This is a genomic window from Thalassospira sp. ER-Se-21-Dark, assembly GCF_017922435.1.
Taxonomy (GTDB): domain Bacteria; phylum Pseudomonadota; class Alphaproteobacteria; order Rhodospirillales; family Thalassospiraceae; genus Thalassospira.
The window spans coordinates 715,752-736,076 of record NZ_VDEZ01000002.1; the positions used below are offsets into that span (position 1 = coordinate 715,752).

General features: G+C 52.7%; 21 protein-coding genes. 20 read left to right on the forward strand and 1 reads right to left on the reverse strand.

What is annotated here, in order from left to right:
• Positions 1-20: 20 nt before the first annotated feature.
• From FHI25_RS10965 to FHI25_RS11000, 8 genes are all read left to right on the forward strand, one after another.
• Entirely contained in the window at positions 21-1,025 is a 1,005-nt protein-coding gene (locus FHI25_RS10965; protein WP_210517775.1) for a lytic murein transglycosylase, read from the forward strand.
• 72 nt (positions 1,026-1,097) lie between these two features.
• Positions 1,098-2,144 (forward strand): septal ring lytic transglycosylase RlpA family protein, encoded by a 1,047-nt coding sequence (locus FHI25_RS20735; RefSeq protein ID WP_210517776.1) that lies wholly within the window; start codon positions 1,098-1,100, stop codon positions 2,142-2,144.
• A 143-nt stretch (positions 2,145-2,287) separates the two neighbouring features.
• Positions 2,288-3,466 carry a D-alanyl-D-alanine carboxypeptidase family protein gene (locus FHI25_RS10975; RefSeq protein ID WP_210517778.1) on the forward strand — a complete coding sequence of 393 codons (1,179 nt, stop codon included), beginning with the start codon at positions 2,288-2,290 and terminating at the stop codon, positions 3,464-3,466.
• A complete protein-coding gene (gene tmk / locus FHI25_RS10980) occupies positions 3,463-4,119 on the forward strand; it encodes a dTMP kinase (protein ID WP_210517780.1) in 657 nt (218 codons plus the stop codon). Before FHI25_RS10975 ends, tmk begins: the two co-directional genes overlap by 4 nt.
• 2 nt (positions 4,120-4,121) lie before the next feature.
• Positions 4,122-5,231, forward strand: coding sequence for a DNA polymerase III subunit delta' (locus FHI25_RS10985; protein WP_210517782.1), 1,110 nt, complete (start codon positions 4,122-4,124; stop codon positions 5,229-5,231).
• An 86-nt stretch (positions 5,232-5,317) separates the two neighbouring features.
• Positions 5,318-6,883, forward strand: coding sequence for a methionine--tRNA ligase (metG, locus tag FHI25_RS10990; RefSeq protein WP_210517784.1), 1,566 nt, complete (start codon positions 5,318-5,320; stop codon positions 6,881-6,883).
• Positions 6,880-7,692 carry a TatD family hydrolase gene (locus FHI25_RS10995; protein WP_210517786.1) on the forward strand — a complete coding sequence of 271 codons (813 nt, stop codon included), beginning with the start codon at positions 6,880-6,882 and terminating at the stop codon, positions 7,690-7,692. The genes metG and FHI25_RS10995 overlap by 4 nt, the downstream gene beginning before the upstream one ends.
• Before the next feature lie 2 nt (positions 7,693-7,694).
• Positions 7,695-8,468, forward strand: coding sequence for an MBL fold metallo-hydrolase (locus tag FHI25_RS11000; RefSeq protein WP_210517788.1), 774 nt, complete (start codon positions 7,695-7,697; stop codon positions 8,466-8,468).
• A gap of 106 nt (positions 8,469-8,574) precedes the next feature.
• Here FHI25_RS11000 and FHI25_RS11005 read toward each other — a convergent pair whose 3' ends face one another.
• Entirely contained in the window at positions 8,575-9,168 is a 594-nt protein-coding gene (locus FHI25_RS11005; protein WP_210517791.1) for a hypothetical protein, read from the reverse strand.
• 93 nt (positions 9,169-9,261) lie between these two features.
• Between FHI25_RS11005 and FHI25_RS11010 the strand changes: the two genes are divergently transcribed.
• The 12 genes from FHI25_RS11010 (at position 9,262) to FHI25_RS11065 (ending at position 20,297) form a co-directional block, all read left to right on the forward strand.
• Positions 9,262-9,663, forward strand: coding sequence for a hypothetical protein (locus FHI25_RS11010; protein ID WP_210517793.1), 402 nt, complete (start codon positions 9,262-9,264; stop codon positions 9,661-9,663).
• Positions 9,664-9,674: 11 nt separating this feature from the next.
• Positions 9,675-10,418, forward strand: a complete 744-nt coding sequence (locus FHI25_RS11015) for a beta-ketoacyl synthase chain length factor (protein WP_210517796.1) — start codon at positions 9,675-9,677, stop codon at positions 10,416-10,418.
• Positions 10,411-11,253 (forward strand): lysophospholipid acyltransferase family protein, encoded by an 843-nt coding sequence (locus tag FHI25_RS11020; RefSeq protein ID WP_210517798.1) that lies wholly within the window; start codon positions 10,411-10,413, stop codon positions 11,251-11,253. The genes FHI25_RS11015 and FHI25_RS11020 overlap by 8 nt, the downstream gene beginning before the upstream one ends.
• A complete protein-coding gene (locus tag FHI25_RS11025) occupies positions 11,228-11,491 on the forward strand; it encodes a phosphopantetheine-binding protein (RefSeq protein ID WP_210517801.1) in 264 nt (87 codons plus the stop codon). The genes FHI25_RS11020 and FHI25_RS11025 overlap by 26 nt, the downstream gene beginning before the upstream one ends.
• A 2-nt stretch (positions 11,492-11,493) precedes the next feature.
• Complete coding sequence (locus FHI25_RS11030) at positions 11,494-11,742, forward strand: acyl carrier protein (protein ID WP_210517804.1); 249 nt, start codon at positions 11,494-11,496, stop codon at positions 11,740-11,742.
• 7 nt (positions 11,743-11,749) lie between these two features.
• On the forward strand, positions 11,750-12,316 hold the full coding sequence (locus FHI25_RS11035) for a hypothetical protein (protein ID WP_210517806.1): 567 nt from the start codon (positions 11,750-11,752) through the stop codon (positions 12,314-12,316).
• An 89-nt stretch (positions 12,317-12,405) separates the two neighbouring features.
• Positions 12,406-13,995, forward strand: a complete 1,590-nt coding sequence (locus tag FHI25_RS11040; RefSeq protein ID WP_210517808.1) for an AMP-binding protein — start codon at positions 12,406-12,408, stop codon at positions 13,993-13,995.
• The gene (locus tag FHI25_RS11045) at positions 13,992-15,677 is read left to right on the forward strand and encodes a glycosyltransferase family 2 protein (RefSeq protein WP_210517810.1); all 1,686 of its coding nucleotides are present in this window, start codon (positions 13,992-13,994) and stop codon (positions 15,675-15,677) included. Before FHI25_RS11040 ends, FHI25_RS11045 begins: the two co-directional genes overlap by 4 nt.
• Before the next feature lie 39 nt (positions 15,678-15,716).
• Entirely contained in the window at positions 15,717-16,124 is a 408-nt protein-coding gene (locus tag FHI25_RS11050) for a thioesterase family protein (protein WP_210517812.1), read from the forward strand.
• Entirely contained in the window at positions 16,121-16,759 is a 639-nt protein-coding gene (locus FHI25_RS11055) for an outer membrane lipoprotein carrier protein LolA (RefSeq protein ID WP_210517814.1), read from the forward strand. Before FHI25_RS11050 ends, FHI25_RS11055 begins: the two co-directional genes overlap by 4 nt.
• Entirely contained in the window at positions 16,759-19,062 is a 2,304-nt protein-coding gene (locus FHI25_RS11060) for an MMPL family transporter (RefSeq protein WP_210517817.1), read from the forward strand. The genes FHI25_RS11055 and FHI25_RS11060 overlap by 1 nt, the downstream gene beginning before the upstream one ends.
• Positions 19,059-20,297, forward strand: coding sequence for an NAD(P)/FAD-dependent oxidoreductase (locus FHI25_RS11065; protein ID WP_210517819.1), 1,239 nt, complete (start codon positions 19,059-19,061; stop codon positions 20,295-20,297). Before FHI25_RS11060 ends, FHI25_RS11065 begins: the two co-directional genes overlap by 4 nt.
• Positions 20,298-20,325: the final 28 nt, after the last annotated feature.

Here is a 20,325-nt window from a genome sequence, read left to right on the forward strand (position 1 = left end):
CATGATTGGATGAGGCTTAGATGAAATTCTGGAAACTACTGACTGCCGCCTCCGTCGTTGCTGTGATGGCGGCAAATGCACCGGCCTTTGCACAGACCGATGAGAAACTTCCAGAATTCACCACCGAAGGATTTGACGAATGGCTCGTTGAATTCAAAAAGGAAGCCGCAAGCAAAGGCATTTCCGATGCCACACTCGACGTTGCCTTTGCCAATACCAAACCGATCCCCAAAGTGATCGAATATGATCGCAGCCAGCCGGAATTCAAACTGACCTTTGAACAATATCTTGATCGGGTTGTGCCGCAATCCCGCATCAATGAAGGTCGTAAGAAGTACGCCGAAAACCGTGAAATCATTGACGCCGCGGCCAAGAAATACGGTGTTCCGGGTCATTACCTGACAGCCTTCTGGGGCATTGAAACCGGATTTGGTCGTTTCACCGGCGGTTATTCGGTTGTTGATTCACTTGCGACCCTAGCATTTGAGGGACGACGCGCCGAATATTTCCGCAAGGAATTGATGAACGCGCTGACCATCATTGATGCTGGTCATATCGCGCCGGAAAAGATGTCGGGTTCCTGGGCAGGGGCCATGGGGCAGGCGCAGTTTATGCCATCTACCTTCCTGAATTACGCACGCGACGGCAACGGTGATGGCAAGATTGATCTTTGGGGGGCCAAGGAAGACGTCTTTGCCTCTGCTGCAAACTATCTTTCCTCGGTCGGATGGCATGCAGACGAGCGCTGGGGCCGCAAGATTTCGCTGCCGGAAGACTTCAATACCGAGTTTGAAGGTCGCGATATCCGCAAACCAATTTCTGAATGGCAAGAACTTGGCGTTCGCATGCCAACCGGTGCAGATTTGCCTGCGGCGGATATGGAAGCATCAATTGTCATCGTAAATGACGGTGAAGGTCCCGCATATATGGTTTATAACAACTTCCATACCATCATGCATTGGAACCGTTCGACTTACTTTGCGATTGCGGTTGGCACATTGGCCGATGCGATTGCCGGTCGTTAAAAACAACGTCCGGGAAACGGACATCTTGTCTGAACGAGCATGGACAGAGCATCTACAAGCGGGGACACCTTGATGCCCAAACCACGAAAAAGTGCCTTCGCACACCTGCGAGCCAAATGCCGCATCACCCTTGCGGTTGCAGCATTCGGCGTATTGCTGTCGGGCTGTGCTGAAACGCAACTGGCCGTCCATGGCGTCAAACGGCTTGGCGGTCAGTCACAACAACCTGCCCAAATTGGAAACTACAAGATCGGTAATCCATATGAGATTGCCGGCCAGTGGTATTATCCGGCCGTAGATTATGAATACACCGAAACCGGCATTGCATCCTGGTATGGCCCCAAGTTCCACGGCAAGAAGACCGCCAACGGCGAGATTTTTGATCAGTATGAAGTTTCGGCCGCCCATCGGACTTTGCCACTGCCGAGCATCGTTCGAGTGACAAACCTTGAAAACGGCAAGTCGATCAAGGTACGGGTCAATGATCGTGGACCATTCGCGCATGGGCGGATCATCGATATGTCGCGCCGCGCAGCCCAGCTTCTTGGGTTCGAGCGAAAAGGTACGGCGAAGGTTCTCGTCGAAGTGGTTGAAGCCGAAAGCCGTCAGATCGCAGCAATCGCGCAAGGTAAAGCCGCCCCGCAAGTTACCTCGGCCGAACAAAGCACCGTTACAGCGGCACCGCGCGATGTTGTTGAAACAGTCCGTCTTGATGACGGGCCAATAACGGATGCAGGCGAACCGACCACTTCGAGTATCAAACTGACACCACCGTCTTCCAGCGCCAGTGTTCAATCTGCGCCGCTTGATGGCGTGGTCGAAGAGGCCGCTGTGGTTGAAGTTGCGCCTGTCGCATCTTCTTCGATCTATGTCCAGGCAGGTGCCTTTTCCATATATGACAATGCCTTAAACCTGCGCAATCGCCTTTATGATCTGGCCCCCAGCAAGATTGAGTCGATCGACGTCAAGGGGACGACCTTTTACCGAGTGCGGCTTGGTCCGTTGGAAACAGTCCCGGAAGCGGACATCCTGCTTGAACGGGTGATTGCAACCGGCCAAAACGGGGCAAAAGTTGTCGTTGAGTGTGCTGATGGCGGCTCGGCGACATCAGTCTGTTGATTGAAAAAAGCCGGATATGCTACCGCTTTAAAATGCCGGGTTTGTTGGTGTTGCACAATTCTGCCGAATTTGCGACATAAGCAAATCAGCGGATACACCGTTTCCCGGTGCATAGAGAAATTATTTTACAGGGTTAGAATGCCATGACTTTGATGCCGCCAGTTCCGTTCAAAAACACTCTGAACCGGGTAGTGGCCGGAGCCTTTATTTTTGGCTCAGTCATGGCAATGTCGATGAGCTTTGCAAGTGCGCAGGCAATAGAGACCAGCGCACGTGAAGCTTTCATTATGGACTTCGATACCGGCGCTGTGCTGCTTGATAAAGAAGGGGACACCCTGACTGAGCCGGCATCGATGACCAAGATGATGACCGTTCATATGCTGTTCAAGTATATCAAGGACGGTCGCGTTTCGATGGACGACACCTTCCACGTCAGCGAGAAAGCCTGGCGTAAGGGCGGATCGAAAATGTTTGTCGAGGTAAACTCCAACGTTTCGGTCTCGGATCTGCTGCATGGCATTATCGTTCAGTCGGGAAATGACGCGGCAATCGTCGTCGCAGAAGGCATTGGCGGGTCCGAAGAAGCCTTTGCCGAGGCAATGACCGAAGAAGCCCGCGCGATCGGCATGACCAAGTCGGTCTTTAAGAACGCCACAGGCTGGCCGGCGGACGGCCACCTTGTCACGGTTCATGATCTTGCCATCCTTGCGCGCGACACCATTCGCAATTTCCCGGATCTTTACGAGCTCTATTCCGTCAAGGAATTCACCTATAACGGTATCCGTCAGCCCAACCGTAACCCGCTGCTGGGAACGAGTGCCGGTGTTGACGGCCTCAAAACCGGTCACACAGAAGCGGCGGGATACGGTCTTACGGCCTCGGCCGAGCGTGACGGACGTCGGTTGATCCTTGTGGTTAACGGTCTGGATTCTGTACGTGAACGTCGCACGGAGTCCCAGAAGCTTCTGGATTGGGGCTTCCGCGAGTTTGACAACTACGATCTGTTCGCAGAGGGCGAAACCGTGAGTTCCGCCAATGTTTGGTTGGGTTCGGAAACCAAGGTTGATCTCGTCGCTGACAAGGAAATCCTTTTGACACTGCCGCGCAGTGCGAGCCGCGATATGAAGGTCACCGTCGTCTATGATGGTCCGGTGCCGGCCCCGATCAGCCAGGGCGATCAGATCGCAACACTTAAGGTCGAAGTCCCGGACCGGGACACCATCGAGTTCCCGCTTTATGCTGCCCATGATGTCGGACGCCTGGGATTTGTAGGCCGTATTGGAGCAGCCTTCAAATATCTTCTCTGGGGGGCAAACGGGTGAAGTCGAAGCCCGGTTTGTTCATCAGTTTCGAAGGCGGTGAAGGCAGCGGAAAGTCCACCCAGATCCACCATTTGGCAGCCTGGTTCCGTGAGCAGGGCCAAGAAGTTGTTGTCACGCGCGAACCTGGCGGCTCGCCGGGTGCCGAGGAAATCCGCAACCTTATTCTGACAGGCGATCCCGGTCGCTGGGACGCCGTAACCGAAGCCCTTCTGATGTTTGCGTCGCGTCGTGATCATGTTGAACGCACTATTCGCCCGGCCCTTGCCGAGGGAAAAGTCGTTCTTTGTGACCGGTTCGCGGACTCATCGGTTGTCTATCAGGGCTACGGCCATGGCCTTGGTGCAGACTATATCCGCAATCTTTGGAAACTGGCGATCGGAGACTTCAAACCTGATCTGACCGTAATTTTTGATCTGCCGCTTGAAGTTGGTCTTGACCGAGCTGGAGCACGCTTTGCCAATGTCAGTGCCGCTGAGGACCGCTATGAACGCATGGGACTTGCATTTCACGAGCGCATACGTGACGGTTACCGCGAAATTGCAGCAACTGAAAAAGACCGTTGTGTCGTCATTGACGCCAGTGGAGACATCGAAAGCGTAGGTGAACGTGTCATCGCCGCTGTTCAGGGGCGCATTGCCGGGCAGGGGACCTGAACATGGCCAAGGACGATCTTCCCGAAGAAGAAAACCCCTTTGAGCCGCGACGCAATGATGCCCTTCTTGGCCACGAAGAGGCCGAGAAAGTCATTCTTGATGCCTGGAACAGCAAACGCATGCATCACGCTTGGCTGCTCTGTGGCCCCAAGGGCGTCGGCAAGGCCACGCTTGCCTATCGTATGGCACGTTTCATCCTATCCGGTGGCGGAAACAATGCCGGTGCAGGGCTGTTTGGCGACCAGAATGACGGTGGTCTTTATGTCGATCCGGAAGACCCGGTAGCACGACGGATTGCTGGCGGCGGTCATGGTGATCTGAAGGTTATCGAGCGTCAGTACGACGACAAGAAGAAGCGCCTTCAGGGCGAAATCACCGTTGCCAGCGTGCGGACGGTTGGCAATTTCATGTCGAAGACATCGGCAGAGGGCGGATGGCGGATCGTTATTGTTGATGCCGCCGATGAGCTGAACCGCAACGCTGCCAACGCGATCCTCAAGGTTCTCGAAGAACCGCCAGCCAACGCCATGATGATCCTGGTTGCCCATCATCCGGGACGGTTGTTGCCGACAATTCGGTCGCGCTGTCGACGCCTTAATCTTGGCCCGCTGCAAGATCATCAGGTTGTCGATCTTCTGGGGCGCTATTGCCCGGATATGGATATTGGCGCACGTGACGCACTATCGGGTCTCGCGGAAGGCAGCATCGGTCGGGCACTTCAACTCCATGAAGTGGGCGGGCTTGAGCTTTATACAGAACTTGTCGATATCATTGCCGCACTCCCCAATGCCGATGTCGCAGCCCAACACAAGTTTGCAGAGCGATTTTCACCCGCAGACAAGGACGCGGCCTTTGCAACAATCACCGAATTGATGCATTGGTGGCTGGCGCGAATGATCCGGTTTGCCGCCACGGGGCAGGCACCCCGCGAAGTCGTAGACGGTGAATTGCCCGCCATGCAGCGCATGGCAGCCGCGCAACCGCTTGATCAATGGCTGGAGGTATGGGAAAAGATCAACGAATTGATGGGCGCGACCCGCGGTTTGCATCTTGATCGCAAGCAGGCCTTGCTGAATGCATTCTTCATGCTTGAAGAAACCATGCGAACCTGACATCACTGCCCACATACCGAAATTTTGACCATCACGGCCCATTTCGGGCCGTTTTGTTTCACGACTTGCGCGAAGGATTTGCGACCATGACCGGGCACAAACAGCCCTACTACATCACGACACCGATCTATTACGTCAACGACAAGCCCCATATCGGCCATGCCTATACCACGCTTGCCTGTGACGTTCTGGCCCGCTTCAAGCGCCTGGACGGTTATGACGTGATGTTCCTGACCGGAACCGATGAACACGGTCAAAAGGTCGATAAATCGGCCGCGGCCAAGGGCATTGCCCCGCAGGTGTTTACGGACCAGGTTTCGCAAAACTTCCGCGATCTTGCCGTTCACATGAACTATTCCAACGATGACTTCATCCGCACCACGGAAGAACGTCACAAAAAGGCCTGTCAGGCGCTTTGGAATACGTTGCTTGAAAAGGGCGAGATCTATCTTGGCTCCTATGATGGCTGGTATTCGGTCCGTGACGAGGCGTTCTACGGCGAGAAGGAACTGATCGAAAAAGACGGCGAAAAACTCGCGCCAACCGGCGCACCGGTAGAGTGGGTGTCTGAACCAAGTTATTTCTTCAAGCTGTCTGTTTGGGGTGATCGCCTGCTGGAATTCTACGAACAGAATCCGGACTTCATCGCACCGCAATCACGCCGCAACGAAGTGATCAGCTTTGTGAAGGGTGGCATGCATGATCTTTCCGTATCGCGTACCAGCTTCAAATGGGGCGTTCCGGTGCCAGGTGACGAAGACCACGTCATGTATGTCTGGCTCGATGCACTGACCAACTATCTGACCGCGATCGGTTACCCGGATGCAGATACGGCCAAACTTGAAAAATATTGGCCTGCTGACCTGCATATGGTCGGCAAGGATATCCTGCGATTCCATGCTGTTTACTGGCCGGCATTCCTTCTGGCTGCGGGGATCACACCGCCGAAGCGCGTCTTTGCCCATGGCTGGTGGACCAACGAAGGCCAGAAGATCTCGAAATCGATCGGTAATGTGATTGATCCGTATGACCTGACCGATAAATACGGTCTGGATCAGACGCGATATTTCCTTATGCGTGAAGTTCCGTTTGGCAATGATGGCGACTTTTCTCATCGTTCCATGGTCAACCGCATGAACAGCGAACTGGCCAACGATCTTGGCAATATGTGCCAGCGCGTTCTGTCGATGATCCACAAGAACTGCAACGCCGCGATCCCGACCCCGGGCGAGTTCACCGACGCGGACAAGGAAATCTTCACAAAGGCACACGGCATGCTTGATACCATGCGCCCGCTGTTTGACGAGCAGGCGTTCAACAAGGGACTGGAAGCGATCTGGAGCCTTGTGGGTGATGCCAACCGTTATGTCGATGAAATGGCGCCTTGGGGCCTGAAAAAGACTGATCCTGCGCGTATGGAGACGGTTTTGTATGTCCTGGCCGAGGTCATTCGCCACGTCGGCATCCTTGTCCAACCAATCATGCCGGACTCCGCCGCCAAAATCCTTGACCAGCTGGTGCTGGCCGATGATCAGCGTGGGTTTGATGCGCTTGGACCGGACAACGCCCTGAAACCGGGATCGGAAATTCCGAAACCGGCGGGCGTTTTCCCACGCTATGTCGAGACCGAGGATGAAGGAGAGAAGGCATGAATGTCGCCCTTGTCGACAGCCACTGCCATCTGGACTACCCGCAATTTTCCGATGATCTGAGCGGAACCCTTGCACGTGCCAAAAATGCCGGCGTTGGCATGATGGTCAGCATCGGCGTGAAACTGACAACCTTTGACAAGGTCCGCGCGGTTGCCGAACAATCCGATCATATCTATTGCACGATTGGCGTTCATCCACATGAAGCTGGCGAGGAGGGGCTTTCAAGCCCCGATGCCCTGATCGAAAAGGCATCCGACCCGAAAGTCATCGGGATCGGCGAAAGCGGTCTGGATTACTTCTATGACAATGCCCCGCGCGATGCGCAACAACAAAGCTTCCGCGCCCATATCGCGGCCTGCCGTGAAACCGGCTTGCCCTTGATCGTGCATACACGCGATGCGGACGATGACACGATGGATATTCTGGAAGAAGAGTATCAGAAGGGGCCGTTTACCGGCGTTATTCACTGCTTTTCGAGCTCCGCCACTCTGGCGCAGCGTGCGTTGAAGATCGGGTTTTATATTTCTTGTTCGGGTATCATCACCTTTAATTCCGCCAAGGAAATTCGTGCCGCTGTTGAAGATGTGCCGCTTGATCGGCTGCTGGTGGAAACCGATGCGCCGTATCTGGCACCAGTCCCCAAGCGCGGCAAACCGAACGAGCCGAGCTACGTTGCCCATACAGCGGCGAAGCTGGCCGAAATCAAGGGTGTTGACATCGAAGAAATCACGCGAATAACGACGGATAACTTCTTCAAACTGTTCACAAAAGCGGATCGGAACAACCTGCTTGCGCTGGGAGCCGAATAACAGTGACGAAGGTAACCATCCTTGGCTGCGGCTCCTCAAATGGTGTGCCATCGGTTGGCCTTGGATGGGGAAAGTGCGACCCGAACAATCCGAAAAACCAACGTTTACGCAGCTCGATCCTGATCGAGGAAGCCGGGAAAAAGATCCTTGTCGACGTGACACCGGATTTTCGCCAGCAGGCGCTGACGCACGGGATCGACCACGTCGATGCCATCCTGTTCACCCATTCACATGCCGATCATGTGCATGGCATTGATGATGTTCGCTGGCTGAATGTCGCCATGGAAAGTCCGATTGATATCTATGCGAATGCACAGACAATCTCGGACATTGATCATCGCTTCAATTATGTCTTCACGCCGCTGCCAGAAGGCGTTGAGTTCTATTTCAAGCCGGTATTGATCCCGCATGTCATCACAGGGCCAATCAAGCCAGCAGGGGTCCCAATCACGGTTTTCAGCCAAGACCACGGCTATGGCGAGACCCTTGGCTTCAAAGTAGGCAAGTTTGCTTATTCCACGGATGTGGTTGAATTCCCCGAAGAATCCAAAGAACATCTCTATGATCTTGATGTCTGGGTCGTGGATTGCTTGCGGCATCGTCCGCACAACACGCACGCACATCTAGAGAAACTTCTTGGCTGGGTGGAAGAGTTCAAACCCAAGCAAGTCTATATGACGCACATGAGCATCCAGTTTGACTACGCACAGGCGATGGCAGACACGCCAAACCATGTTGAACCAGCTTATGATGGCTTGGTTATTGAGGTGAACTAGGCACCAAAGACTTCAGAGGTGAGGTCGAAATGTCCTAACGCGACACAGCACCGAATAGTTCTATAATATATATTATGACAAATTATTGATTGTGTATCTAGGCAAGCTAACTGATTAAACTATCAATGGTTTTTGACGCCCACACCAACATTCCGCTATATTGCGCCGCTACCGCCAAGGCAGAAATGCACATCTCAGGCTGCTCGTTTCGAGCAACAATGCCGGTCGCTTTAAACCGTGCCTCATAGAGACACCACGCATTATAAAATGCCTCTGGCGACAGCCCCACATCGGCCCAACCAAGCGACTGGATCATGCTCTCAATATTTCTGCCGGGTTCGTGAAACTCAACATCGATGCCAACCGCGATTTGTTCATCGCATCCGAGCGCAACGCAGACCAGATATCGGCTATGGCTGATACTTGCCATCAAGGCTTTATCTGAAAGCCTGACTACCGGCCTGCCCGACGGCTCTTTTGAAACCTCAAATGCCTGCGACGGTCCTAAATGCACCTGCGCGAGGTTACGGAGCATTGATTGAGCGGTGTTTGATGACCGCAGGCGCTGTGCGCGACGGCTTTCGTTCGCGCCATGCTCCAGTCGCAAAATGGACCATAAAACACTTCCATTTCCCGCAACATGAACAGGAACTGATGGGAAATTTTCGTCTGAAGGCCAAGTTTTGGTTGAATGGTTCATCATGGTTTCATTACACAATTAAGTATTGTTGTAACATGCAACAATCATCCGCACCGGATGCACAACATAATATCGAAAATTGGTAGGTTGGATATGCGCCCTTTTAAGTTTGCCGTCGTCGGTTTATTGACACTTCTTGTCGCGGCCTGCCGTACGGCACCTGTCGAAAATGTCACTCATCATGCATTCCCGGCCGGTACTGAAAAGCTGAGCCTTGCGCAAATTGAAGAGAGCATCATCAAAGCCGCGTCTGACCGTGACTGGATCATCACCCGTCAGGCGGACGGCGTATTGTTCGCCACCTACTCGCCACGCTCGCACATGGCAAAAGTTAGAATCGGCTTTGACAAAACCGAATTCTCCATCGTCTATGCCGATAGCACAAACCTGAACTATGACGGCACCTCGATCCATTACAATTACAATCGTTGGGTCAATAATCTGCGTCAGGATATCTTGCGTGAAGTGTCGGCCAAAGCCGCACTTGCCAACTGACCGCGCCACTTATGGCAGTGCAAGTCGGCGTTACAAACTGGGCGTTCTGGTGCGGGTCTAACGATCACGCAGATCTGAAATACGGAACGCCCGGGCTGCTTCAATCCAGCAAAACCGGAATCGGCAAGGCTGACTTGGCTGGCGGATTGAAACCGGCATGGAAACGCCGACTGGATTTGTATGGCCGTGCCGCAGCAGAGGTTTTGGCCACAACCTTGCGCACAGACGACAATCCATACATCGTGTTTGCATCACGACATGGAAATATCGAACGCACCGTAAAGCTTCTGCACCAGGTCATAACGAACGAAGCACTCTCCCCGGCCGACTTTGGCATGTCGGTTCACAATGCATTTGTCGGCATCGCATCGATTAATTGGTCAATAACTGAAAGCCATACTGCCGTTGCCGCCGGGCCAGATAGCCTTATCGCTGGTATGACAGAGGCCATTTGTCAGATCAATGACACCAACCTGCCCGTCATATTGTGCTATATCGACCTGCCGCTGCCTGCTGTTTACAGACATCTTGAACAAGGTGACCAAACTGGAACCGCACTAGCCGTGCGGTTCGAACCTTTATCGCATGCCAGCCAATCCAACAGCTACGCGGTCGAATTCGGTACGACTTCGGAAACGACCAGGATATCTGCACCTCTCGAGGCAGAACGGTTTGCCAAATTTTTGGAAAGCGGCCTAGGCAAACACACGCTTTTCGGTACCAACGGTTGTTGGACCGTTAGCAAAAATGCCTGACAAGATAGCTCAGCGGCCAATACCTCCGCGCAAAGGCACCCAAAAAGGCTTTAACTGGTACTGGCGCCTTTTCGCCACGGGCTTTGCCTTTGCCAGTTTCGGGCTCGGCGGGCTTTTTATGGCGCTTACGATTTTTCCCGCCATGATGCTGGTACTTCAGGACCGCGAAAAACGTAGGCGCTATGCGCAGCTCGTAATTTGTCGCGGTTTCCGACTTTTTGCCGGAATGCTTGATGTAATTGGCGTCGCCTCAGTCGAAACCGAGAATATGGCTCAGCTTCGTACAGCAAACGGGTCGATCATCATCGCCAACCACCCTACTCTGCTTGATGTTGTGATGATCCTGGCACAGCTTGATAAGTGCCAATGTGTCGTAAAGCACCAGCTGTTTCGGAATCCATTTTTGTTCGGTGTTGTGCGGGCTGCCGGCTTTATTCGCAATGATGATAACCCGGAACATTTGATTAAACAGGCGAAACATCATCTGAGTGATGGTGCGTGCATCCTGATTTTTCCGGAGGGAACGCGCACGCCAAGCAACCAAACATTGGGGAAATTCCAACGTGGCGTTGCCAACATCGCGATAGAAACACAAGCCGACTTGATTCCGGTGGTTGTGCACTGTAATCACGATACTCTGAAAAAAGGGGTACGGTGGTATAGGATCGCACCATCGAAAATACGCTATCGTATCGTGGTGGATAAGCCGCTTGCATTTGGGGATTTGCATGATCCGGAGCTCAGCCGTGCCAAACAGGCCCGGTATGTTACCCGGTTCATCAGGGATTATTTTGTGGACAGACTGAAGAATGACCGCGCTGGAAAACGAACTTAAAGCCTTTATTATCGAGACGCTTAACCTTGAAGACGTCACAGTCGAAGAAATTGACAGCGAAGAACCGCTTTTTGTCGAGGGGCTTGGACTTGATTCCATTGATGCGCTCGAACTCGGGGTCGCCATTCAGAAGAAATACGACGTCCGTATTGATGCCAAGAACGAAGATGTCAAAACCCACTTCGCTTCGGTCCGCAACCTTGCGCTCTTCATCGAACAGTCCGGCAAGGAGGGGTAATCATGCATAGCCGTGAAGACGTTTATCAGCAGCTCCACGATTATCTTGTCGATATGTTCGAAGTCCCGGCCGAGGACATCCAGCCTGATGCCCGCTTGATGGAGGACCTTGATCTCGACAGTATTGACGCGGTTGATCTTATTGTGAAGTTTCAGGAAATTACCGGCAAGAAAATCCCTGCGATGGAATTCCGGTCGGTGCGCACGGTCAATGATGTGGTAGAGAAAATTCATGACCTGGTCAGTTCCTAAACGGATTTTGACCATCGTTATTGCCCTGTTGGGTATTGCCTATCCGGTTATCGTCTATTTCGGTTTGGGCGCGGTTTCCCCACGTATTATCCTGATCGCGGCCATCATCTTTGTCATTGCACGCGCTGTTATGTTCTTCATCGCCAACAAATATGGTGCGGGACTGATTGTCGGCATTGTTGCTGTCATCCTCGGCGCAGCAGGTTTTGCCAGCGAGATCTTGGCTTTGCGTTTCTACCCGGTCATTATCAGCGCGACGCTTGCCCTGGTGTTTACGCTGTCGCTGTTCTCTGGAATGCCGATTATTGAGCGGTTCGCCCGCCTGAAAACACCGGAATTGGATACATTCGGGGTGATTTACACCCGCAGATTGACCAAAGTATGGATCGCGTTTTTTATTGCGAATGGTCTGGTTGCCTTGTGGACCGCACTTTACGCAACACTTGAAATGTGGACCCTATATAACGGGTTTATTTCATATATTTTGATTGCGGTTTTGTTCGTCGGGGAATGGCCTGTTCGTCGCATCATCAAAGCCCGCCACCAACATCACATCAATGATCATCGAGTATGACCGGATTTTTGACAGCCCTTTACCAGACAGAAAGCCGCAATAGGCCCCAATGCATTGTTGGTGAACGGCTAATTACGCGCGAAGAGTTGATGAAGGATGCCATCACACTTGCGGCAAGCCTTCCGGGTGAAAAACGCATCGCAGTTCACTGTCAATCTGCACATCTGTTCACGATTGCCCTGATGGCAATATGGCAGCGTGGCTCAACGGTAATCCTGCCTGCGACCGACAAACCTGCCTATCTCGGTACACTCGAAGATCAGTTTGATCTTTTCCTTGATGACGAAGCAATCGAAGATCTGGTGAAAGCTGGTCAAGCAACCTGTCCTCAGAAACCAGACCAAACACCGGACCCAGCACGTTGTTTTGCCGTGTTTTTTACATCCGGCAGCACAGGCCTTCCGAAGCCCATCACGAAAACACTTGAACAGATTGAGCAAGAAGTCACCATTCAGGACCCGTTATGGTCGCCGATGATTTCAGCAAGCGCGCGGGTTGTCGGGCTGGTTTCACACCAGCATATTTACGGCCTGATCTTTCGTGTGATCTGGCCGGTTATGTCTGGCCGGATATTCACCGCTGACCCTGCGCCATTCTGGGAAATGATGCAAGGTGACCTTAAACAGGGGGATGTCCTGATCACCAGTCCCGCACATCTCAAGAACCTGTATCCGGGTCTGGCCGATATAGCGCGACCATCTCTGATTTTCTCGTCCGGCGGACCGCTTGATTACGAACATGCACAAGCGACGCGGGACATGTTCGGGACTTGCCCTATCGAAATATACGGCAGCACGGAAACCGGCGGCATTGCTTATCGACGCCAAACATCTACTGAAACCGACTGGACGCCCCTGCCCGGCGTAACACCGCGTCTGAATGATAAGGGATGCCTTGTGGTGCAGGCACCGCATATTGCCAAGGCAGACTGGTATCAAACCGAAGACAAAGCAGATATTGACCAAACTTCCGGGAAGTTTCGCTTGCTGGGGCGTGCCGACCGGATTGTAAAGGTTGAAGGAAAACGTGTTTCACTGAGTTCGGTGGAACAACATTTGATGGCCTCTGATCTGGTTTCAGAGGCGGTTGTTTTAGTTCCCGACGAGAATGATCGCCGACTTGGTGCGGTTGTTGTCCTTAGCGATGCGGGCGATGCCCGGCACAAAGAATTGGGCACTTTTCGGATGGGGCGTTTGTTACGCCGGCAGATCGCCGAATTTGAAGAAGACGCCGCCCTGCCGCAGCGCTGGCGGTTTGTTGACCAGATCCCGACAGACAGCCAGGGCAAGCGCCCGCTTCATCTGTTGCGCGCTGTTTTCACGCAAAGGCCAACAGAACCCGATATTCTCGACACTGTTCAAACCGATGATCAGGTCGCCCTCAAATTGAGACTGCGTGAAGACCTGATTTACTTTGCCGGTCATTTCCCGGACATGCCAATTTTACCTGGCGTTACCCAACTGCATTGGGCAACGTCCTATGCGTCATCCATGTTCGGAACGCCTGAAACAACCTCTGAAGTTTCACAGCTTAAGTTCCGAAAACCGATCCTCCCGGGTCATGTTGTGAACTTGGAAATGCGCCTTGACGCAAATCGTCAGAAAGTAAAATTCCGTTACTTCTCGGACAGTGATGGCAATCTGAGTTCAGGCATATTGAAGTATGGTGACGCTGCATGAAACTTTGTGCCATCGTCCCCACCCATAACCATAGTGCCACGCTGGAAAGTGTCGTAACGCGCATTCGTGACCACGATATCCCGGTCTTTATCATCGATGATGGTTCAGACACCGAAACCCGCAACACCGTAAGCAGGTTACATGCACCTGATAGCGGTATTTTCTGCCAACGGCTTGATGAAAATGCCGGTAAAGGCGTTGCCGTGATGACGGGCATGGCCGCGGCCAAGCGTCATGGTTTCAGCCATGCCTTTCAGATTGATGCTGATGGTCAGCATGACCTTGATCGCATCGATGATATGGTCAAACTTGCGCAACAATCGCCCGGAGCCCTTGTTACCGGACTTCCGATATATGATGATAGCATCCCCACCGGGCGCAAGATCGGCCGCTGGGTGACCCATGTCTGGGTGTGGATTGAAACACTGTCGCTTCAGATCCGCGACAGCATGTGCGGGTTTCGCATCTATCCCATTGGCCCTAGCCTTGATATCTGGAAACACCATGGCATCGGCCACAGGATGGACTTCGACACTGAGATCATGGTTCGCCTTTTCTGGCAGGGCGTACCCGTAATCCATATGCCCATCAAGGTCACCTACCCGGTTGGAAATACGTCGAACTTTCGCATGTGGCGCGATAACGTTCTGATCAGTTGGATGCATACCCGACTGGTGTGCGGCATGCTTGCACGGCTTCCATGCTTCGTTGCCAAGGGCGGAAAGTTTGCGTCATCCACAAACGCAGACAGTGGGAGCCATTGGTCTGAAATCGATGAACGCGGCATTTATTGGGGCATGCGTTTTCTGGGACAGGTTTATCGTTTTGGTGGGCGAAAGCTCTGTCTGGCAGTGATGTCGCCGATTATTGCCTATTTCTTCGTGACTGGGCGCACGGCACGGGCCGCATCGCAAGACTTCCTAGAACGCGTAGCAAAGCATAATGGCGATCCCAAGCCGACTTGGCGTGACAGCTTTGGCCATTTCATGAAGTTCGGGGAATCTGCCCTTGATAAAATCGCTGCCTGGTGCGGCGAAATGAACATCGATGATCTTGACCTGCCCGAAGATGCGGACAGTTTGTTTTCCTATATTCCCCGGGATCAGGCGGTAATCCTCTTTGTCTCGCACTTTGGCAATATCGAGCTCGTTCGTGCCATCGCCAGCCGCGATCGTAACTTTCGGGTCAATGTGCTGCTTCATCAGAAAAACGCTGCCCGGTTCGGCCGCGTGCTTCAACAGCTTGCCCCGGAAAGTCAGGTCGACCTGATCGAGGTTACCGATATCGGCCCGGATACCGCGATGCTTCTTCGTGAAAAGGCGGAACGTGGTGAATGGATTGTGATTGCTGCTGACCGTGTGGCTATCGGCGCCCGGGATAAAACGGTTTCTGTACCCTTTATCGGCCAGAATGCCCCATTTCCGCAGGGGCCATTTATCCTTGCCCACCTTCTGCAGTGCCCGGTCTACATGGTCGCGGCCTGGCGAGATGGCAAACGTTTCAACATTTCTTGGGAAAAACTGGCTGAGCGCATAGACTTGCCGCGCAAGACACGCACAGCCACAATCACGAAATATGCAAAAACTTATGCAAGCTGGCTGGAAAAGCTTGTTGTGAAACAACCGCTGCAATGGTTCAATTTTTACGATTTCTGGGCAGACAAGAAGGATAAAAATGAATAACCACCAGGAAAACGCCAGATGTTGCAATGAGGGCGTTTGATGATCAGCGCATCAGTCACAGAAATCGTACAGTTTTATCATCTCGACCCGATGAATGTGGTCTGGCACGGCAACTACGTTCAGTTCTTCGAGAATGCCCGTTGTGCCCTGCTCGATAAGATTGACTATAATTACCCGCAGATGGATGAGTCCGGCTTTGTCTGGCCAATCGTCGATATGCGCGTCAAATATGTTGCCCCCTGTCGCTTTGGTCAGGAAATCACGATCACGGCAACCCTACGGGAATACGAAAACCGCCTGAAGATCGACTATCTGGTTACGGATGCGAAAACGGGCCAAAAACTAACCAAGGGATTTACCATTCAGGTCGCGGTTGAAAAAGACAGCGGCGAAATGCTGTATCGCAGCCCGGATTTCTTCATCGAAAAGATGGAGACCCTCCTGTGACCCGCCGTTTTCTTGTTCTGATCAAACTGTGTGCAATCGTCATTGTCGGTCTGTCGGCAGGACAGCGGGCATTGCACGCGGAGACAGCCAAGCCCACCCCACTTGATGAGAACGAGTACCTTCACGGCAAGTTTGAGCTTGCCCGTCATCTGGACGGATTTGAAAAACCACTGCTTTCGCGTGGTGAATTTGTTATATCGCCTCAAAATGGTTTGATCTGGAAAACAACTTTCCCGTTTCCCGGAATAACCGTCCTTGAGGGTGATGGAATTTTTACGATTACCCCAAATGGTGATCGAAATGCCATGGCAAGCGGGTCAGAGACAAGACAGTTCGTCAGCATGATATCTTCGGTTTTGTCAGGTAATTGGGAAACCTTGCAAAGCCAGTTTAATATTGCCGAAAACACCAAAAAATCAAATACATGGGAAGCCATCCTAACGCCGAAAACTAACGGTGCTGTCGCGACCCAGGTGAACCGGATCGCGGCGTCAGGCGATATCTTTGTGAAAACGGTGACGATCGAAAAACCATCGTCAGATCAGGATGTCATTACGTTTGATGATCAGGTGGTCGGAATGCTTCCTCTTCCCCCTGAATTCGCCAAACTCTTTACAGACGGGATACCCGAATAATGCGCAGCGCATTCATTTGGATCATTTGTCTCGTCGTGATGGCCAGCTTCACTGTCTGGCAGCTTGCGACAGACCGGACCCAATTGGATGCTGACTTTCTGTCATTGATTGGTCAGGAACAGGAACGCAATCAGGATGGCATCAGCGATATTGATGTGGTACGCGCCCTGCTAAGGGAAAATGGTCGACAGGCGATTTTGATGCTGTCGCACACTGACCGGGATCAGCTGACATCCCTTGCCGAAAAGCTCAAAACAGAAATCTCGCAAATCGAGGGAACCGAAAACGTCACGCTGCCCGGACAAAACACCGGACGCCTTGAAGACGTGCGCAGCCTCTATGGCCCCTATGCCAGCGGGTTGCTGTCTGACAACGACCGGACTGCACTTGCCAACGGGCAAGCAGATCTGCTGTATCAACGTACACTTCAACAGCTCTATTCGCCTGCATCATCCTTTACCAGCACGACACTAAAACAGGATCCGTTCCTGCTGATGCCGGAATTTCTGACTGGGTTGGCGACAAAACTCGGCCCCGGGAATGATATCGTCACCAAAAATGATCGCGTTCATCTTCCGTTGATGGTCTCGCTGCAAAGTGACCAGTCTGGCAGCCACGCTCAAAAATGGGTTGATGAGATCAATCGGATTATCAGCGACGCGCACCGAAACGCCCCCGAACTTACGATCGTTAAAACCGGTCAGATATTCTTCGCCGTGAACGAAGCCGCCACGGCCAAAAGTGACGTTCAAACCATTGCTTTGATTGCGACACTTGGGATCGCAATCATGATCGGCTTGACCTTCTTTTCGCCGTTACCGCTTATCGGCGCGATTGTGGTTGTCGGAAGTGGCCTGATTGCGGGTGCCACAGCCCTGACGGCATTTTTCGGCACCATTCATGCAATTGCCTTGGTCTTCGGCGCGACAATGATCGGAATCTCAATTGACTATGCCCTGCATTTTCTCGTGGTGCCGACGGGTAAAGCGGGGTCCGATGATCGTTTTAACGCAATCCGAGGCGGCCTTGGTTTGGGGCTTTTAACCTCGGTGATCGGCTTTATCGCGCTGGCACTGAGCCCCACCAGTTTGTTGCTGCAAATCGCCATCTATTCGATTGCCGGACTGCTTTCGGCCTATTGTTCAGTGAAATTCCTTCTGCCGCTTTTCCCGGCTCGTGAAGTTCGGACTAACTCGCCGATAACGGTCATACACAACAACCTTATGGTCGCATTGTCCTACCTTGTTGTTTCAGCACGGCTGAGATTGATTGTGGCCGTCCTCCTGATCGCCGCCCTCCCAGTTACGGCCTATCTCGTTCCCGGACATGATGACATACGCGCACTTGGCCAAAGCAATCCGACCCTGGTTTCAGACGCCCGGACCATATCAGAAACCCTTGGCTTGGGCGGAAGTCCGGCCTTTATCCGGATTGACGGTGACAACGCGCAGAAACGTCTTGAGACATCCGAGGCAGTTCGCCAAATCATCTCGCCGTTGATCGCCGAAGGGAAAATTCAGGGCGCTATCGCATTATCAGATGTTGTCCCCTCCATTGCGCGCCAGAAAGCCAACCGAGAACTGGTTCGGGACAACCTATACCTGCCATTCGCCCCGGCATTGACTGAAGTTCTGCAAATTTCCATCAACACCCCGGATTTGGACACGCCGTACCTTAGTCCGGATAAGGTAGGCAAGACCTTGCCTGAGGTGACAAGTCTTCAAGCTGGCGCATCCGATATCATCCGGCTCCGAGGTGTTTCAGATGGCGCTGCAGTCGCCACGGTTCTTGAGCCTTTTGAGGAATCCCGCCTGATCAGCCCGACGGAAACGATCAGCGCTCAATTCGCGGACTACCGCTATTGGGCCTATGTCGCACTTGGCTCGGTTCTGCTGATTGCGCTGTTTCTTGCCTCGCTGCGCTATGGCGTTCAAAAAGGTATCCGTATTTTTTCCGCCCCTGCCGGCGCGATCTTGTTTGCGCTCCTTGGCGGGACTGTGTTGGGTGTTTCGATCAGTTTCTTTACAACAATGGCGATGTTCCTCGTCTTTGCGATTGGCGCGGATTACGTGCTTTTCCTCAGTGAAGGAAGTGACGGAGAATACACATCAAATACCCAGCTTGCGGTCTTTCTGTCGCTGATTAGCAGCGTTCTTGCATTCGGCCTTTTGGCGACCAGTTCAGTCCCGTTGGTTAGCGATATCGGCACTGTGATAGCAATCGGATTGGTTGGCGCCTGGTTCCTTGCCTTCTGGATGACAGCACCAACCAAGTTCACGACAACAACAGGACGGGCAAATTGAGACAGGATTGCGATATCGCCGTCATTGGCGCCGGTCCCGCTGGCAGTACAGTGGCCAAACTGCTTCACGATGCAGGACTTCATGTCACAGTGCTTGAGGCACAGGAATTTCCACGCTTCGTCATCGGCGAGAGTCTGCTGCCCAATTGCATGAATGTGCTTGAACGTGCCGGTTTCGTGCCCGCCCTTGAAAAAGCAGGTTTCCAGCACAAAAACGGCGCTGTCTTTGAGTGCGGCAAAAAACATCACACTATTGATTTCCGCCAGAATTTCGAGACCACTGGATGGGGGACAACCTATCAGGTAAAGCGTGCCGAATTTGATCATATCCTTGCCAACGAGGCCGCACGCGCCGGTGTTGACCTTCGATTTGGTCATACGGTCACAGCAGTACAGACGTCAGATGGCGATTGTCTCATCACCTATCAGGATAAAGCGGGCGCAACATCCCAATTGCGGGCTGGTTTTATTGTCGACGCCAGCGGCTATGGCCGTGTTTTACCAAAGCTTCTGGGACTTGCCCGTGCACCGCAATCAATTGCCCGGCGTGCATTGTTTACACATGTAAACGACCGCATTGACAACCCTGGCTATGACCGTGACAAAATCCTGATCACTGTTCATCCCGATCGTCGCGATATCTGGTATTGGCTGATTCCGTTTTCAGATGGCACCGCATCCGTTGGGGTTATTTATCCGGATGGTGACCCTCAATTTGCCGGTATGGGTGAACAGGATATCTTTGACCGGTTGATATCTGAAACCCGTCTTGGTCATTTGCTGGCCAATGCGAAACAAACCCGACAATTGCAATCAATCGCCGGCTACAGTGCGGAATCTGAAAAGCTGTGCGGCGATGGGTATGTATTGCTTGGCAATGCTGCCGGTTTCCTTGATCCGGTATTCTCGTCAGGTGTTACAATTGCCCTTCATTCCGCTGAATTGGCCGCGGATATGTTGATCGCGCGCCATCAGGGACGCACGGACATCGACTGGGAAACGGGCTTTGCCACGCCATTGATCAAAGGCGTGGAAACCTTCAGATCGTATGTCGATGCATGGTATGACGGCCGCTTGCAGACAATTATTTTTGAACAACCAGATGATGATTCCCAACTGAAACGTATGGTCGTTTCCATCCTGGCAGGTTATGCATGGAACATGGAAAATCCGCTGGTTGCCAAAACCGACCGTTATCTTGAGATGTTGCACGACCTATGCACTCCCGCATCCTGAAATCCGCAATGATCTTAGCCTGCATGGT

Bases quoted from the DNA above. Each gene is read 5' to 3' on its own strand.
- FHI25_RS20735 (WP_210517776.1), top strand. From the start codon at position 1,098: ATGCCCAAACCACGAAAAAGTGCCTTCGCACACCTGCGAGCCAAATGC.
- FHI25_RS10995 (WP_210517786.1), top strand. From the start codon at position 6,880: ATGAATGTCGCCCTTGTCGACAGCCACTGCCATCTGGACTACCCGCAA.
- FHI25_RS11045 (WP_210517810.1), top strand. From the start codon at position 13,992: ATGAAACTTTGTGCCATCGTCCCCACCCATAACCATAGTGCCACGCTG.
- FHI25_RS10965 (WP_210517775.1), top strand. From the start codon at position 21: ATGAAATTCTGGAAACTACTGACTGCCGCCTCCGTCGTTGCTGTGATG.
- FHI25_RS11040 (WP_210517808.1), top strand. From the start codon at position 12,406: ATGAAGGATGCCATCACACTTGCGGCAAGCCTTCCGGGTGAAAAACGC.
- FHI25_RS11015 (WP_210517796.1), top strand. From the start codon at position 9,675: ATGGCAGTGCAAGTCGGCGTTACAAACTGGGCGTTCTGGTGCGGGTCT.
- FHI25_RS11005 (WP_210517791.1), bottom strand. From the start codon at position 9,168: ATGAACCATTCAACCAAAACTTGGCCTTCAGACGAAAATTTCCCATCA.
- metG (WP_210517784.1), top strand. From the start codon at position 5,318: ATGACCGGGCACAAACAGCCCTACTACATCACGACACCGATCTATTAC.
- FHI25_RS10985 (WP_210517782.1), top strand. From the start codon at position 4,122: ATGGCCAAGGACGATCTTCCCGAAGAAGAAAACCCCTTTGAGCCGCGA.
- FHI25_RS10975 (WP_210517778.1), top strand. From the start codon at position 2,288: ATGACTTTGATGCCGCCAGTTCCGTTCAAAAACACTCTGAACCGGGTA.
- FHI25_RS11010 (WP_210517793.1), top strand. From the start codon at position 9,262: ATGCGCCCTTTTAAGTTTGCCGTCGTCGGTTTATTGACACTTCTTGTC.
- FHI25_RS11050 (WP_210517812.1), top strand. From the start codon at position 15,717: ATGATCAGCGCATCAGTCACAGAAATCGTACAGTTTTATCATCTCGAC.
- FHI25_RS11030 (WP_210517804.1), top strand. From the start codon at position 11,494: ATGCATAGCCGTGAAGACGTTTATCAGCAGCTCCACGATTATCTTGTC.
- FHI25_RS11025 (WP_210517801.1), top strand. From the start codon at position 11,228: ATGACCGCGCTGGAAAACGAACTTAAAGCCTTTATTATCGAGACGCTT.
- FHI25_RS11060 (WP_210517817.1), top strand. From the start codon at position 16,759: ATGCGCAGCGCATTCATTTGGATCATTTGTCTCGTCGTGATGGCCAGC.
- FHI25_RS11020 (WP_210517798.1), top strand. From the start codon at position 10,411: ATGCCTGACAAGATAGCTCAGCGGCCAATACCTCCGCGCAAAGGCACC.